The organism is Paenibacillus sp. MCAF9, from assembly GCF_052114265.1.
Lineage (GTDB): Bacteria > Bacillota > Bacilli > Paenibacillales > Paenibacillaceae > Pristimantibacillus.
The window spans coordinates 1-17,052 of sequence record NZ_JBFREL010000021.1 but is presented as its reverse complement, the minus strand read 5'-3'; the positions used below and the strand labels follow the sequence as shown (position 1 = coordinate 17,052).

At 42.7% G+C, this 17,052-nt stretch carries 13 protein-coding genes and 3 pseudogenes; 6 read left to right on the top strand and 10 right to left on the bottom strand.

Annotation, left to right across the window (positions count from 1 at the left end):
* Positions 1-30: 30 nt before the first annotated feature.
* The 10 genes and pseudogenes from AB4Z45_RS23845 to AB4Z45_RS23800 all read right to left on the bottom strand — a co-directional run.
* Entirely contained in the window at positions 31-939 is a 909-nt protein-coding gene (locus AB4Z45_RS23845; RefSeq protein ID WP_441912057.1) for a helix-turn-helix domain-containing protein, read from the bottom strand.
* 319 nt (positions 940-1,258) lie between these two features.
* Positions 1,259-2,092: a carbohydrate ABC transporter permease gene (locus tag AB4Z45_RS23840; RefSeq protein ID WP_441912056.1), complete on the bottom strand. Its 834-nt coding sequence runs from the start codon at positions 2,090-2,092 to the stop codon at positions 1,259-1,261.
* A 24-nt stretch (positions 2,093-2,116) separates the two neighbouring features.
* Positions 2,117-2,995, bottom strand: a complete 879-nt coding sequence (locus AB4Z45_RS23835; protein WP_076266068.1) for a carbohydrate ABC transporter permease — start codon at positions 2,993-2,995, stop codon at positions 2,117-2,119.
* A gap of 166 nt (positions 2,996-3,161) precedes the next feature.
* The gene (locus AB4Z45_RS23830) at positions 3,162-4,502 is read right to left on the bottom strand and encodes an ABC transporter substrate-binding protein (RefSeq protein ID WP_441912055.1); all 1,341 of its coding nucleotides are present in this window, start codon (positions 4,500-4,502) and stop codon (positions 3,162-3,164) included.
* Positions 4,503-4,640: 138 nt separating this feature from the next.
* Positions 4,641-6,197, bottom strand: coding sequence for a response regulator transcription factor (locus AB4Z45_RS23825; protein WP_441912053.1), 1,557 nt, complete (start codon positions 6,195-6,197; stop codon positions 4,641-4,643).
* Positions 6,175-7,947, bottom strand: a complete 1,773-nt coding sequence (locus tag AB4Z45_RS23820; protein ID WP_441912052.1) for a cache domain-containing sensor histidine kinase — start codon at positions 7,945-7,947, stop codon at positions 6,175-6,177. Before AB4Z45_RS23820 ends, AB4Z45_RS23825 begins: the two co-directional genes overlap by 23 nt.
* An 852-nt stretch (positions 7,948-8,799) precedes the next feature.
* Complete coding sequence (locus AB4Z45_RS23815; protein WP_441912050.1) at positions 8,800-9,420, bottom strand: chloramphenicol phosphotransferase CPT family protein; 621 nt, start codon at positions 9,418-9,420, stop codon at positions 8,800-8,802.
* A gap of 39 nt (positions 9,421-9,459) precedes the next feature.
* A complete protein-coding gene (locus tag AB4Z45_RS23810; protein WP_441912048.1) occupies positions 9,460-10,074 on the bottom strand; it encodes a chloramphenicol phosphotransferase CPT family protein in 615 nt (204 codons plus the stop codon).
* 469 nt (positions 10,075-10,543) lie between these two features.
* Entirely contained in the window at positions 10,544-11,998 is a 1,455-nt protein-coding gene (locus AB4Z45_RS23805) for an alpha/beta hydrolase family protein (RefSeq protein WP_441912046.1), read from the bottom strand.
* A 157-nt stretch (positions 11,999-12,155) separates the two neighbouring features.
* Positions 12,156-12,420 (bottom strand): annotated as a pseudogene (locus AB4Z45_RS23800) (alpha/beta hydrolase); the annotation flags it as partial.
* Between the two features lie 411 nt (positions 12,421-12,831).
* Between AB4Z45_RS23800 and AB4Z45_RS23795 the strand changes: the two are divergent.
* From AB4Z45_RS23795 to AB4Z45_RS23770, 6 genes and pseudogenes are all read left to right on the top strand, one after another.
* Positions 12,832-13,238, top strand: a pseudogene (locus AB4Z45_RS23795) (transposase); the annotation flags it as partial.
* Between the two features lie 390 nt (positions 13,239-13,628).
* Complete coding sequence (locus tag AB4Z45_RS23790) at positions 13,629-14,117, top strand: DedA family protein (RefSeq protein ID WP_441912045.1); 489 nt, start codon at positions 13,629-13,631, stop codon at positions 14,115-14,117.
* Between the two features lie 9 nt (positions 14,118-14,126).
* Positions 14,127-14,690: a class I SAM-dependent methyltransferase gene (locus tag AB4Z45_RS23785; RefSeq protein ID WP_441912043.1), complete on the top strand. Its 564-nt coding sequence runs from the start codon at positions 14,127-14,129 to the stop codon at positions 14,688-14,690.
* A gap of 27 nt (positions 14,691-14,717) precedes the next feature.
* On the top strand, positions 14,718-15,404 hold the full coding sequence (locus AB4Z45_RS23780) for a response regulator (protein ID WP_441912041.1): 687 nt from the start codon (positions 14,718-14,720) through the stop codon (positions 15,402-15,404).
* Positions 15,405-15,513: 109 nt separating this feature from the next.
* Positions 15,514-16,500: an ATP-binding protein gene (locus AB4Z45_RS23775; RefSeq protein WP_441912040.1), complete on the top strand. Its 987-nt coding sequence runs from the start codon at positions 15,514-15,516 to the stop codon at positions 16,498-16,500.
* A 214-nt stretch (positions 16,501-16,714) separates the two neighbouring features.
* A pseudogene (locus AB4Z45_RS23770) lies at positions 16,715-17,052 on the top strand (transposase); the annotation flags it as partial.

Below are 17,052 nucleotides of genomic sequence, written 5' to 3'. Positions count from 1 at the left end.
TCCATAGTCTAAAACCGGCAAATGATGTGTTTATTTGATCAAGGAATTCACCAAAATATTTCGATTTAAAGGATAAGGCGTGTACGGGTCCAATACGGATACCGTGTGGCGAAATAAGGGATCCTGACACCTTTTTATGTAATCCGATGCCGTTATTCCACGAACTTTTTTATACATTTTTGAGAAATGGTGTTCATCACCGAAGCCTACCGAATAGGCAATCTGTTTCACTGTGCCGGTGCCCCTCATCATCAATATCTCAGCACGCCGAAACCGTAATTCGAGCAGCATCCGTTTGGGGGACATGCCCGTGGTAGCGACAAACATTCGTGTGAAGTATTCATGTGACCAGCCCGATATCGCTGCGATTTCTTCAATCTTTACGGGATCGGTCAAATGCTCTTCCATATAGGTAATCGCGTGTTGAACAGGAACAGGCAAGGGAATCGCTTCCCCTTCCGCAACTTGTGAAGAAAAGGACGATAGTTCTTCTAGAGAGGCGGAAATCAAAACGGCAAGCCTTCTCCGCCAATACGCAGGCTGGTGATTCGCAATCCAAAGTATTTTCTCCATTAAGCCTGTTACGAGCATATGGCGCCCTGCCAGGAACATATGCCCTTCTCGGAGCAAGGCCACGAATCGTTCGTCCGCATTCCGCAGTGAGGCATAATCAAAATGCACAAACAAATGCCGTACGTTTTTTTCCGGCGCGAACCGGTAAGTATGCCGTTCACCTGGGCGTGTGAATATGAAGCATGGCTCATTAAGAACAAATAGGCTTCCGCCTATCTCATATTCCGTTTGGGTACCATCTGGAAAGTAGACTAATTCGAAATCGTCAATTCGCCTGGGCCCGAGCACAAACCCAGCTTGGATGACAAAGTCTCCTGCGTTATGGACTAAGGGCAATTGAAAGGTCTCTTGCTCTTGTTCACTCAAATTCATCAACTCCTTCCATATCCAATATGTACAGTCAAAGGAATTATTTTATTAGTCCCTTCGCTAGAAGATATCATATTTCCCCTCCGAACAGTATGTATGGAAAAACGAAGCCATATCTTTCCCTCCACTCAAACAAAAAAATGGACATCTTCGTTCCTAAGAAACGGATGCCCACATGTATTGTGTAACAATATATAAAAATACTAAGAATTATAGGTTCGACAACGTAGGAGAAATATGTGGCTCGCGGGCATCGCTGTACGATAAGGAAACGGATGGAGGTCTCTTAGGTCTCAACCCGTTTTTTATGTTCGGTTTAACCTTTTATGCCGGACAGTGTTACCCCTTCAATAATATAACGCTGTCCGATCATATAAACGACCAATACCGGGAGCAGAGCGATTGAAGCACCAGCCATCATCAGCGTCCAGTCCGTCGCATACATGCCTCGGTATAGATTCAGCATCATAGGTACCGTAAATTGCTCCGGGCTGTTGAGAAAGATAAGCGGATAAAAGAAATTGTTCCACATCCCGAGAAACGTGAATATGCCGAGTGCTGAAAGCGCAGGCTTGACAAGCGGAAGCATGATGCGCGTATATATCGTAAAGCGATTGGCACCATCCACAATGGCTGCTTCTTCCATTTCCTTCGGAATGCCTCTAAAAAATTGGCGGAGCAGAAAAACGCCAAAGGCATTTAACAAGGCAGCAGGCACGATGATCGACTGATGCGTATCGAGCCAACCGAAATTTTTCATCATCAAGTACAGCGGGATGATTGTCACTTGTCCGGGCACCATCATCGTTGCCAGAAACAATATGAACAACGGTTCCCGGAATGGGAACCGGATTTTGGCGAAAGCGTATGCAGCCATTGAGCATGTGATCAGCTGCGCGAATACGACGATGACATTAATATAGAAGCTGTTAAAGTAAGCTCGCCCGAAAGGCAAGGCCGTCAACGAAGTTTTGAAATTGGACCATACGAACGGTTCTGGAATCCATTTAGGCGGAACGATGAATACTTGGGACAAATCTTTTAGCGCGCTGAGTATCATCCATAGGAAAGGCAGCCCCATGACGCAGGCCCCAATGATCAGCACGACATGAAGCACCATCGTTGAGGGTTGAAGCTTTTTCGGTTTCATGAGTTTTCTCCTTCCCGGTCATCCTTATTCTTCGTAATGAACCCAACGTTTGGATATTTTCATCTGCAGCAAGGTCAGCGTCAAAATCATCGCAAACAGCGTGACAGCGGCCGATGTGCTTGTACCGAAGGTAAAATCGACAAATGCCGAGTCATAAATGTGGTATACAAGTGTATAACTGGCTTTTGCCGGTCCACCCGAGGTCATGACAAAGGATTGATCAAACACCTGGAAAGATCCAATCACGGACATTATGGTGACAAAAAATGTAGTCGATGACAACAAAGGAACCGTAATATGCCGCAGCTGCTGCCATTTGCTGGCGCCGTCAATTTGTGCAGCCTCGTAATATGTCGCAGATATTCCCTGTAATCCGGCAAGGAAAAGCACCATACTGCCTCCAAGTCCCATCCATATGCTAAGCAGTGCAATGGAAGGCATTACGAACCGCGTGTCTGTCAGCCAACGGGGACCTTCAATGCCGAACCAATCTTTTAAGTATAAATTAATCAACCCGAAATCCGCGTTAAAGAGCCACATGAAAACGACTGCTACAGCTACGGACATCGTAATGTTAGGCATAAAATAAATGAGCCGGTAAAGGATCTTTCCTTTTACTTTATTTAAGCCAATAGCAACAAGCATCGCCAGAATGATGCCGGTCGGTACGGTGAGAACGGTATAATAAAGTGTGTTAACAAGCGCGATTCTAAAATCGGGATCTTTAAACTGCCCCACGAAATTGTCCAGTCCGACAAAGGTCCGTTCACCGAAGCCGTCCCAGCTCATTAGACTGATGGCGAAAGCCAATATAAGCGGAATCAACGAAAAGATAACCAAACCGACCATTTGCGGAAAGATGAAAAAATATCCCCAAAGGCTGTCCACCGTCTTCGTCCTCATGAAGTGACGTTTCGTATCTGTTTGGTCTATTGACGGAGAGGGCCCATTATTAACGGCCGTTTTCATATCGATGTAAGCCACCTTTCTTCTATTATAGTAAGAAGGAAGGGATTTCCGAATGTTCGAAAGGTCCCTTCCATTTCCTTGTGAAAGGACTGCTGGCTGCTTATTTTTTTCCTTTGTATTCCTCAATCTTCTTGTTTGCCAATTCCTCGATTTCCTTCATTGCTTTATCCAAATCCTCATTTTTCAGCCAAAGCGCCTCAAAACGGGAGTTGATGTCATTACTCAGACCGGGAATACCCGCTTCAAACGGAGTTAATGCATAGCCGACTTCACGAGCGTCCAGGAAAAACTGTGCATGCTCAGGAAGGTTCCCTTCAAGCACTACTTCATCTGCTCCCGATACCGAAGGAACGGCATTGCCGCCTCCTTGAAGACGATAGGTTTGACCTTCCTTATTGACGAATTCCGACAAGAAGGTGTACGCCGCCTCTTTATGCTTGCTTGTCTTATTCAGTACCATATAGGCTGTCGGGATACCTGCGGGCTCGATTTTGTTGCCGGTATTTGTCGGCCAGGTGACGATATCGTACTCGAGGCTATCGTTTTTCTTGAACAGCGGCAGGTACCAGCGTCCTGCACCGACAAAGCCAACCTGATTAGACATAAACATGGCATCGCCGCCTTGTCCTTTTGGAAGCGTGCCGGCAAATGTAATGTTTTTAGTCTGGATGTTATCATATAAGAATCGGAATGCTTCGACTGCTTTCGGATCCGTGTAGCCGATATATTTGCCGTTGTCGTCATACACCTTTCCACCGTTAGAGGTTACCCAACTGTGTGTGCTGTTCCATGAATTATCAAGTACGTAACCATATTTGCCGCTTTCGCGGATTTTATCGGTCATTTCCTTAAAGGCATCCCAGCTCCACTTACCCTGTTCCTGCAAATCGGCGGGCATTTCAGTAATGCCTGCATCCTTTAAAACCTTCTTGTTATACCAAAGCACCATCGGGTTATTGTCTACCGTGGCCCCATATATTTTACCATCGCGCTCAGCGGCTCCCCATAGGCCAGGAAAGAAATCCTCCTTCTTAACTGCGCTTCTTGCATCATCCATTAACGGTGTGAGTTCCTCGATGCTGCCGTTTTCAATCAGTTTAACAATAAAAGCATCACCGGCATAGAAAATGTCTGGTGCCGTTCCGCCACTCAATTGCGTTAAGATTTTTTGATCGTACTCCCCCGGGATCGGGATTAACTCCGCTTCAATTTCAGGATGCTTCTTATTAAAATCATTTGTGAAATCTTGAAACCTAGTTAATTCTCCCGGATTTCCCCATGTAGCCCACTTGATTTTTACTTTCCCCTCTTTTGGACTGTTTGTTCCGGCTTCTTCTCCATTAGACATTCCGTTGTTGCCACCACCGCTCGTTCCGCAGGCTTGAATCAAAGCAGACACAGCAATAATCATGATGAGTAGAGACCATTTGAGCTTTTTCATTCTCTTTTTCCTCCCTCAAGATATCTAATTTTCTTTTACAAATATTTTGTAAGCGCTTTAATTATAGTTTATTGTCAAAGGGGGTTTGAACGGTTTATATTCCGAAAGAGTGTCTTGTTTTCCGCAATTAACATGATTTTATTTTCGCAACAAACCTTGAAATTCGGCTGGAGATACACCTACGATCTTTTTAAATTGCTTGCTAAAATATTTTACGTCGTTAAAACCAGACTGCTCGGCTACCTCATACACCTTGAGCGATGATCCTTGCAGCAGCTCCTTCGCTTTCTTTACGCGCAAGGCGATCAGGTGGTCGATGAAGTTCTCTCCTGTCACACGTTTGAACATTTCGCTGAAATAATTCCTGCTAACATTTACCGCATCAGCCACTTCCTGCAGGGAGATCGATTCCCTATAATGGCTCTTGATATAGTCAGCGGCCTCCATTACGATCCTTTGATGCAATGTTTTATCCGGCCGCGGAGAGTCTTCACCGCCCACGATTGTTTGGTAGCCATCTTTTACATGTTGAATGACCTCAGTGACATAACCCAGCCTACCGAGCTCCCGGATTTTCCGGATGATGGAAGAATCTGCGTCTTTGAATACGGCAAACAGGCTAAGCAATTCCTCTGCCTCCTGCAGCACTTCCTCTTTCGATCGATATTGCGGTAACCAATGCTTCATGATTTCATTTATTATTTGTTCTGATCTGGAATGAAAGCCCATCGTTAACGACTCTTTGAGATCGTGTAAGGCTGCCGCAAAAGGATAGGGCGATGCCGAAAAGGTATCCGTTTGCTCCTCGGCAACAATCAAACGACACGGTCCGAGGAAGAAACCGACCGCGAGCATTTTTTTCGCCTCCATGGAGGCATTCTGAAGTTCAAGATAATTCTCATAAACGACGCTGAGTCCTATGGATACTTGCAGTAGGTGCGACTCGGTATGCTGCGAAAACTGCTCGATAAGCTCATAAAACGTGGCATGCAGGTTTGGGTGTACAGGAAGAGCAGCCAAAAGCAAGTCCGGACGAAGCATGACCGACACATAGGAACCAAATGCTTGATAGAGTACCTGTTTGAGCACTTCTCCCAGCTCCGTTAGGAGATCATTCCTTTCAGCATCCGTTTTGCCAAATACGTTGATCCCCAATGCGGCAATACGGTAGCTTTCTTCCGGGCATTCTGTCTTTATTCGTTCGATAGCAGCCAAGTCACCGCATAGCGCTTTGTAGAATGTCTTCTCCAGCATTTTCTGCTTATTAGCGAGCTGTTGGTCTTCAAACTGCTGAACGATTTGTCTGTTCTCGCTTTCTTCCTGAAGCTTTTTTTTCATTTGATTCAGAACCGTTATGAGTGAATCCGAATTAAGTGTCGGCTTCAAGATGTAATCGCTGGCCCCTAACCGGATTCCTTCCCGTACATATTCGAAATCATTATGACAGCTGAGCAGCAACACCTTGACCCAAGGACATAATTCTTTAGTCTTGCGCGTGAGCTCGAGTCCATCCATCACAGGCATAGCAATGTCGGTGATCAATATATCAATCTCTTGATTCTGAATCCATTTCATTGCGTTTTGCCCGTTTGACGCTTCACCAACCAATGTAAATCCGTGTCTCTCCCAATCAAAAGTGGTACGAAGCCCGATTCGCGCTATCTTCTCGTCATCAACCAATAGCACTCTGTACATAGGTTTCCTCCTTAGAATTGGCAATCGTAATAAGCACCCGTGTCCCTTCGTTTTTGATGCTTGAGATGCTGAGGCCGTATGTACTTCCGTAATATAACTGAATGGTCTGATGAACATGATTCAGACCGATATTGGTCATCCCTTTATTGCTGCGCTCTTTATCGTTCATCTGCAATTGATGAAGCCTTCCCTCATCTATTCCGATACCGTCGTCGGTTATTTTGACCACGATATTTTGTCCGGTTTGTTCGACTTCGATATCAATCGATCCATCTGCATCCTTTGGAGCGATCCCATGGAAAATGGCGTTCTCGACGATGGGCTGAAGCAGCATTCGGGGAATTTGAATTTTTTTGAACTCGTCCCGGCAATGGATATTTAAGCTGATTTTGTTATCATAGCGGTATTCCTGAATGATCATATATTTCTGGAGCAGTTCAAGCTCTTCCCCGAGCGGAATGAAAACGCCATTCCGTTCAAGACTGCCTTCCAATAATTGAACCAGCGTAGTGACGGCGTTGTCGACATCATTGGTCCGGTTTAATTTAGCCATCCACCTTATCGAGTTCAGCGTATTATAAAGAAAGTGAGGGTTAATCTGATAGCGGAGCGCTCGAACCTCCGCCTTTTTTTTCTCTGATTCCTCCTTGGCGATTCGGGCGATTAACAGATCGATCTGTTTGATCATTTTATTGAAGCTGCGGCCCAGCTGCCCAATTTCGTTCCGGCCGACGCTCTTGCTCCGGACGCTCAGGTCGCCGTTCTCTCCTTTACGCATCAATCGGCTCAGATTAACTAACGGATTACCGATTTTACGGGTAACGAAATACCCCATTCCTATTGCCGAAAGGATGCAGCAAAGTGCAATCCACATCGTGAATTTCCGGATACTAGCCGAATCGGCTGTCAGTTCCTCGAGAGGTACAACCCCAACCACATCCCAGCCATTGTACAGGCGTTCAGGAATCACCAGCGTGCTTTTGTTGTCTTTGTTATATTCCGTCGCTTGCGAAGGAAGGATGAGGTTGGACTCTTTTCCATACTGCTTGGAATCCGGATGATAGAAATAACGGTTCTTGTCATTGGTGACGTAGATGTAACCCGTATCCCCAAATTGAACGCGGTCAAGCTCATCGATCAGAACCTGGCCCATAATCTCAAAGAACATCACGCCGATAATGTCGCCGGTTTCCCAGCTTCGTATGGCGCGGCCAAGGCCGAATACAGGAAACCCCATTTCCGTTTTCTTTAAATATGAGTTTTGAGAGAGTCCGAACCATACGCTATTGCCGTTTGCTTCCAATATCGCTTTATACCAGTCGGAATCCCATTGATCCAGAGACACCAAGGAGTCCGAGCTTAATACCGAATTGTTGCGGTTCACATCGAATATATAGATATCGAGGATTTCTGACGAATTGATCATGATGGATGTTAGGATGTCTTGTCCATCTTGAATCTTGAGCGTGGTTTCATATAACTTCTCTTTCGATTGTTCCTTCAAAATATTGTGGATGACCTTACTGTTTAGCAGCATCATAGACGAATCATCAAGCTTTTTGAAATAAAGGTTCAGCTTGTCACTCACCTGTGTAATAGTAAGCGAGGCTACCTTACTGACTTGTTCCTCTACGATAGAGGAGGATTTATGGTAAGACAAAAAACCCATGACCAGAACGGGAAGCGTCATGCCGATAAAGCAGAACCAAAAGAGTTGGGCTACAATGGAATGAAAATGACGGAAACGCATGGTCGTTCCTCCTTTATATTCAACATTAGTTTGCTGAACTCTATATTACTCAAACTATAACAGCGCTTACAATAGTTCATATTAAAAAAAATAGATTATCTTCAACTCTTTCTCTTTTTTTATGAAGGTGCATTTTGTAATAATCAATGCCCTTGAACCATAAGGTTTTCTGAGCATATCAAAGAAACTTCACCCTGACTTGGAGAAGTTTTCAAGTAATTGACAGAACTCATAATTAAAAAAATAATTCCTAAAAAGTTACAGAGATACATTTCAAATGGGGGGAATAGCGGTGATTTATTTTTTTACGTCCTTGTATAGGAATAATGAGGTTTTTTTCAAAAAAAACACCCCGAAGGGCGGCCCGCACTCATAACACAAACATAATGAGCTTTAAAAAATCCCCAATAGATGTCGGGGATCTAATTACGTTTATTTTTATGCGTCTGAAAACCAACCTTACATTAAAGCTTCGAAGAATAAATATACGATGAATTGGCATTTTCAACCGTAGGCTTGTTTCAATTCCATCACAATTGGCAAGATCCATCAAGAATGTCCTTTATTATGGAAAATTACTCTGTTTAACATAAACACATTTCCTATTTATACAAGCAAAAAGAGGAGCTGCTGAAGCACGCTCCTCCACTATCGTACCCATTAGCATAATAAAATGAGCATGCCACTGTAGTGTCTGCTCATTCATGTGTGTTTTTCAACTATCGTTACCCGAGATTTGAATAGAAACAGGGGTTGAGGCTTAATATCATAAGTAATCTGACCCAAGCCATACCTGGTAGATAATGCGACTGTTGCGCTTTCAGAGTCGTTTCAGAGTGTGTACTCCACCAACTACGTCATGTCCTTAAGACGCTGGAAAGCTGAGGGCGGCGACTCGTCTTCGAGGCGATGGCGGATCAGGGCGGCACACTCTTCGGAACTAAGCACCGAGGTGTCAACCTCCAGATCATAGATACCAGGCATATGGACAGCCTGCTGCCACAATCTCACCGGCTTTGGCACAGATCCGTCCTCATCGTAGCCGGAATTCCAAGTAGCGATCCTCCGCTGCATAACAACCTCTAATGGGCATCGCACACCCACAAACAAAACCGGCATTCCACTCAGAGTCCGGGCACAGCTGGGAAGAATCCCCCGCGGGATCGAATAAGCATCGTGGTGACCGACATCAACTACAACATTCAGCCCCAGGCGGCTGTGCGCAGCAATAGCCTCATACATGGCTTGATAAAGGGTCACAATGAGTGGCTCAAGGTCGGGGCGTTCCCCACCTGGCCGAAGCCCAATCCCTGGCCGGTAGCGTTCAGGGGTCATCTGCATGAACCGGTCGACTCCCATGTTCATCCACACACCCTCGAAAGTATTCTGAATCACAGTGGCAATACTGGACTTCCCTGACCGCGGAGTCCCGTTTAAAATAATAATCTGTCCGGGCTCATCTACCTGTAACATTTGCTCCCCCCTTGATTGTAATGAATAAAAGTTCCTGGTCTAAACCACAAGACGCTGGAAAGCTGAGGGCGGCGACTCGTCTTCGAGGCGATGACGGATCAAGGCGGCACACTCTTCGGAACTTAGCACCGAGGTGTCAACCTCCAGATCATAGATACCAGGCATATGGACAGCCTGCTGCCACAATCTCACCGGCTTTGGCACAGATCCGTCCTCTTCGTAACCGGAATTCCAGGTAGCGATCCGCCGCTGCATGACAACCTCTATTGGGCATCGTACACCTACAAACAAAACAGGCAATCCACTTAGGATCCGGGCACAGCTCGGAAGAATCCCCCGCGGAATCGAATAAGCATCATGGTGCCAAACATCCACTACGACATTCAGTCCCAGACGGCTGTGTGCAGCAATGGCTTCATACATGGCTTGATACAGGATCACAATGAGAGGCTCAAGTTCAGGGCGTTCCCCACCTGGCCGAAGCGATATCCCAGGCTGGTAGTGTTCGGGGGTCATTTTCTTGAACTGACTGCCCCCAACGTTCATCCATACACCCTCAAACATATTCTGGATCGCGATGGCAATGCTTGACTTCCCAGCCCGCGGATTGCCGTTCAGAATGACTATTTGTCCGAGTTTATCTTCTTGTGACATGCGTTTCCCTCCATTCAATGATTTCTTTCATACCGTGAATGTTTTTTCCATCTTTGGAAGTTACAATATAGATTGTAGCAACTATACGGCTAATGGAATAGTCTGTAATTTTAATAATAAGGCGTAAAATTGAATTAGAACATAATCTTATTTTGTTGTGCTATTCTGCCCGTCCATATTATGGTTCAACTAGATATATCCTTACGCCGCAGCCATTGTCAGATTGGTACTTAATAAGCAAAAAAACCACCCCGAAGTGTGGTCCGCACTCATGATGAATATTTATTCATATTAGAACGCTGCTCATTAGCGCAGTGAGGCTGCCGTTACATGCCTGCAGCCTCGTCTTGGTTATTGTTAAGCTAAAGTTACCTGTTAGTTTAATACCATATTATTGCATTATATTTTAATCCATTTTGTTAACTGTTGTTCACTTACAGCGACACTCTACGCTGTCGGACATTATCGGTTAAAGGTCTTCCGGCTTAATAAATTTCACCTCTGGATACATGTCGTTCGGACCCTGAATCAGATTTCCACCTGCTCCTTTCAATTGCTTATTAAAGAAATCGAGTACATATTGATTTACGATGCTTGATCCTCTTTTACCATTTATATCTCCTGTTATTCCAGTCAGTTTAATCAACTCAGAATAGAATTGAAGGTCCGTGAAATTGAAGTGTTGGGTACCTTCTACATAAATCGCACTTCCCCCCTGATTGATAACATTTTTAATAATGTGCAGCTCATCTGAAAGTTGTTTATTTATTTCGTTATCCGAACTTTTATCATTTTTAAAATCTACTAACCAGTCTTTAAAACTTCCCGATCTAATAAACATAAAAGGCTTGTTTATAACATCTCTATTTTCCACTTCAATTAGTGACCCGTCCATATTGATCCCGGCCTTGATTCTATGATCTAAATAAGTTGTATTAAACGCCGTTGCACCCCCAAAAGAATGCCCCATCACGCCTATGTTTTTTAAATCTATTTTCCCTTTAAATTGACTTTCGATTGCACCTGAATTTAGCTTTTCAATTTGGTTGATTACAAACTCTACATCTTGTGTCCATATTTTCCCAATTCTTCTGCGTTCATCTATTGTTGTCATCTTTGTTTTATAGTCCGTTACACGGCCATCCGGAAAAATGGTAGCAAAGGTGCTATACGTATGATCGATTGTGACCACGATAAACCCATGACTAGCCAGATTCTCGGCCTGTGATGCATGTAGAACTCTACTGGTTCCCATTCCGTGAGAAAGCAGTACCAAGGGATAAGGACTTGTGGAAGGTAATATTTCTACATTATCATAAGAGTTGGTTTTACTATACTTCCAGTAATCGAACACAAAATCGGGAAGGTTTAAAGAATTAGAGTATGTCTGAATATACTTTTTGAACATTTCTTTATCTTTTGGAAAAAGAGCTTCTCTCTTGTTGTTATTGCTCTTTTCAGTAGGGTACCAAACTTGAACCATTAGTTCCCTCTTATCGCTTTGATCTTCAGTTAAGACTTCATCTCTGTTCTGATCCGTAAATTGAAAAGTTTGAGTACCCACTTTCACTGGACCATCAAGCTTTGGCAAATGAAAGACAGGCAAGTATAGAGACAAACTGGTAGATACAACAAGTAGAATGACGATTAGGGAAGATAAACTATATTTCAATGGCTTCCCTATTTTTAGATTCACCATCTTTTTTGATTGCCTGAGTAAAACGATGAGTATGAAAAGAGCCGTCATAATATATACCAAAAGCAACTGCCATCTGTATCCCTCAACAAACAACTGAACTACAAATATAACGCCACTTCCTATACACAAAACCAGTCCTGCTTTCTTTGCACCTCTTTTCATAAACAATAGATCTACGAGTAAAGCCAAACAGGATAGAACTAAAAGTATCTCAAATAATCTCATTTGAATTCCTCTCTTTCTTTACGAACTTTTACAGGTTATTTACTTCGCTTCGTTCATGAATGCGCTCAGCTATTTCTTTAAATTTGGTATGGTATAAATAATGTGATTATTTGTTAATGTTAAGTCAATCGCCACAACATTATATTATGGAGATAGTTTCATCAATGAGCAGCTTAATTTCAAGCGATGGTGCAGTTGTTCCATGACTTGGAAGATGTACGTTTCCCGTCTACACATACGTGCTGGCCGTAGGGCTCTATCTTTATCGCCTACGAATTGCTAATGATCACATTCGTGATATAAAAAACACCTAGAAACAGAACAATGGCGATTACGATTGCTCCTAGTATTTTAAGTATAAAGTTTCGTACTTTCTTGGCCCTCGATCCATTCTATGTTTTCTTTTCCTCTGGTTGTGTCACTCTCATCTCCCCCTGTCTTGAACTGTTTGTTGGAATTGCTTCTTTGATGCTAATGAAATCTTAACCAATGAATATGTATTCCCCATGACGTCAATATGAACTGAATATGAACAAGCAAATAAATTAATAATAGAATCCTGTATTAGCTTCTCGTGCTCGGGAATCCATCTGTCCGTTGCCGGGCGATTCGCTTGGATAAAGAAAATAACTCACACTTTCCGATTCAATCATTCTTCGAACCAACAACGCGTATTCATCCTCGTTCCCCTATGATTTACCTATGATTAGGCCAAGCAGTAAGTTGAGTCCATATAATTGTGTAAAATGAAGAACTTCATAAAAAGTAAGCCATGAAGTCAATACTCATCTAGAAGAAGTTGCCTAGACCATCCCAGAGGTGAGTATTTATTCATGGCTAAATATCAGGTTACACTAGATCACCAATTATTAAACCAGTTGTTTATCGGAGAATCTCGAGACGCAGGCGTAGCCGCCTTGCTCGAGACAGTTTTGAATCAAGTATTGAAGGCACAAGTAACAGAACAATTAGCAGCTGAAGATTATGAGCGTACGCCTGACAGACAAGGACAATGAAATGGCAGCTATTCGAGAAGCTTGACGACACGTGTGGGCAGTATAACCTACAGGTTCCAAGGTTTCGAGATAGCAAATTATCGACAGAGCTTTTCAAACGCTACCAATGCAGTGAACAGGCGCTTGTACTCACAATGATGGAACTTGTTGTTCAAGGTGGATCCACTCGTAAAGTAGCACGTGTGACGGAAGAACTCTGTGGCAGTTTCAAAAACAGCAGCACCTGCACCTTAATGTATAATGCGATTACATGCGAATCATTTTATGTTTCGCTAGTTTTCGCTTTCATAGCCCCATTTTTTTATTTTCTACAACCTTGTTCCATTATGTTTGTCATGTACAAAAGAATAACGTTCAGAATCTAAGTGAATATGCCTATTTAAGGGGAAAACGATTCTCCATAAAGTGAGATTAATTAAATAACCCATAAGAAATGCGCGCCTTTGAACGAGGCGAGTATTTTTTGTTTTGACTGCTTTAAAACATTAAAACAGGTAAGTAATCTTTAGAATTTCTTCAGAAAGTACCTAGGTAGGAACTAAGTATTTTTTTCTATACTGATGTTGTCCTTATCAGGGCGCACACAAGTCATTTTCACGAAATGGGGAGCTTACGTGGATCAAATTATGACAATGATAAGCCAATATGGTTACATTGTACTTTTCTTAGCCTTCTGTTTGGGACCTTTTGGGATTCCAGTTCCAAATGAGGTGACGATTATCGCCGCTGGGATTATGACGTCTCATGGAGTTTTGCACCCCTTTTACACCTTTGCTTCTATTCTATTTGGAATGACATCCGCCGTGACGTTAGGGTATTGGATCGGCAGGCTAGCAAGTAAATACGGTTTCCTTCGAAAATTGAGCCATTTCGGAGGATATAAGAAAGCTGAACAATTTTATATAAGGCATAGTGGTACAGCTTTGTCTTTAGGCTATTTGATTCCTTTAGTTCGATACTTCGTTAGTATTTTAGCCGGTGTAAACAAAGTTCCTTTTAAACGAATAATTTTCGTCTCCTATCCAAGTGCTATTTTATGGATCGGCACGTTATACGGTGTCAGCTTCATTTGTGGAAATCAATTAGTCCAAATATTTCAATGAGGTGATAAAATGATAAATAATCATTCACTGCTTTTTTTAAAAAAATTCATTTTTAATCCTAAAGATGTTGGAAGCGTCATTCCGAGCTCGAGTTTTTTGGCGAATAATATGGTTGCAGCGGCAATGTGGGAGCAAGCTGAAACCATTGTCGAAATCGGTTCAGGTACTGGTGCAATTACACAAGTAATTGCAAATCGGGTAAAGTCTGAAAGCAAAGTTATTTTATTTGAAAAAGATGAAGAGATGGGTCAAAGGCTTCAATTGGATTTTCCCCAGTTCATTAGGGAAAGTAATGCGTTAGAGTTAGTTTCCAAACTTAAGAAGCACAATATCCAAGAAGTCGATTATATCTTTAGTGGATTGCCGTTTTACAACTTTTCCCCAGTGATGCGTAACCAACTGATTTCGCAGTGCAAAGAAGCGCTGAAACCATGTGGTAAATTTATTGCTTTTCAGTATTCATTGCAGATGAAAAAAATGCTTTCAGAGCATTTTGAGATTGAAAGTATTTCTTTGGTCCCCTTGAACATCCCCCCCGCGTTTGTTTATGTTTGTAAGAAACTGAAAAATTGAAAAAAATTAATCTAGGGAGAGATTGAATTGGGTGTAATTTTAGTCGTAGATGATGATTCGGAAATAAGAGACGTTATTCATGTTTACTTACGTAATGAAGGATATTCTGTCATTGAAGCTAAGGATGGAGCGGAAGCACTCGATGTGCTTTCGCAACGGGAATTGGATTTAGTCATTTTAGATGTAATGATGCCACGAATGGACGGTATTAAAGCATGCATGCACATTCGAGAGCGATATGATGTCCCAATCATTATGCTCTCTGCGAAGGAAGGAGATATTGATAAGATCATGGGGTTATCGACAGGAGCGGACGATTATGTAACGAAGCCATTTAACCCAATGGAATTAATCGCCAGGGTGAAAGCGCAGCTAAGAAGACAAAAAATACTCGCAGGGAAGGATGTTCCACACACTCAAATAACCATTAGAGAGCTCGTTATTGATATTGCAAAGCACTTTGTATCGATCCGAGGACAAGAGGTCATGCTAACACCACTTGAGTTTTTAATTCTAAATCTACTTGCGGCTAATCCAGGACAAGTATTTAGTGCTGATACTATCTATGAATCCGTATGGAAAGAGCGTGTGGGCTATTCAGACAATACTGTCATGGTTCATATACGAAATCTGAGGGAGAAGCTTGAACTCAATCCCAAAAAGCCAGAGTACATCAAGACGGTGTGGGGTGTTGGTTATAAAATGGACAAATAAACGATTTAAAATTAAACATAGCATAAGATATTCCTTTCTCGGGGCAACGCTCCTGACCATAGTGATATCCTACATTCTTAGCTTGTATATTGTGGGGTTGATTGGGCAGTTGATCGATTCGATCTCATCAAAAGGAAAGCTTGAGTATATTCCGTTTCTAATCATTGTATCGCTCACGGTTTTCATATTGATCTTTCTCTTTTCATTCTACATGCTAACGAAGCGAATTATTAAATACTTTTCGGTCCTTTCGGAAGGGCTAGGTTTTATCTCACATGGTAATTTCGAGTATAGGGTTCCCGTTCGTCGCGAGGATGAATTGGGCATATTAGCCAAAAACATGAACAAAATGGCTGAGCAACTCGCATCCCAAAAAATGAAAGAAAAGGACGTTGAAGATTCTAAAATGAATCTCATCACAGGCGTTTCTCATGATCTTAGAACTCCACTAACGAGTATGATTGGCTATTTGGATTTACTTCGTAATAGATCCTTCTTAGACGAGAACGAATATGATCGGTTCGTAAACAATGCTTTTAGCAAAGCACAGCAACTGAAAATACTTATTGATGACCTATTCATTTATACGCGATTGTCTTCTGGAGATATGATATTGACGAAGCAACCTGCGGATATGCACAATCTTTTGGAGCAAGTGCTGTTTGAGTTTGTGCCAATTGCCGAAGAGCATCATGTAGTTGTTAGGCCACAGATAAGTATTCAGAAGGCAGCCGTCAATATTGACCCTGAACAAGTGGCTAGGATCTTAGATAATCTGCTGATGAACGCTCTTAAATATTCAACGACTCCTAAAGTCATCGATATCCACTTAACCTCGAATGAGTCATCAGTTTACTTAACCGTAGCAAATAAGGGAGAACATATTACGAAAGAACAGGAGGCCAAACTCTTCGATCGCTTTTACAAGACGGAAAATATGGAGCATAACAAACATCTTCAAGTAGGTGCTGGCTTAGGCCTTGCAATTGCAAGACAACTTGCAGAACACCAAGACGGTCGCCTTACACTAGCATATGATAATGGTCATTATGCATTCACGTTAGAACTTCCCCTGCTTACTATAAAAAAGAATTGAATTATTCAGGACAACTTGAAGAACAACAGATAGCATTAATGTTGTTATACTGTTCCATATGTGCACGTCTCCACTTTACCCTAGCGATTCTCGCTCCCATGTCGGGGCGGGTCATAGCCCTTTCATTCCTTCGTCACTGGATCGTCTACACTAAGTTAGACAGAAAAAATAAGGGCTAGTAGAATGAAGGGAACAGAGAAGGAGCGAATCTACTATGCCAAAACCAAGACGTGCATTTACTGCCGAGTTTAAGAAGCAGATGATCCAGCTCTACGAGAGTGGAAAATCAAGAGCAAACATCATTAAGGAATATGATCTGAGTGCTTCTGCATTTGATCGTTGGATCGTACAAAGTCAGAAGACAGGTTCCTTTAAAGAAAAAGATAATCGCACAGAGGAAGAGAACGAACTCCTAGCTTTACGTAAAGAAATTCAACGTTTGAAAATGGAGAACGATATTTTAAAGCAAGCCGCGCTGATCATGGGACGAAAGTAAATGTGATTCGCAATAATGCACACAAGTACTCGGTATCAGCAATGTGCGCAGTCCTA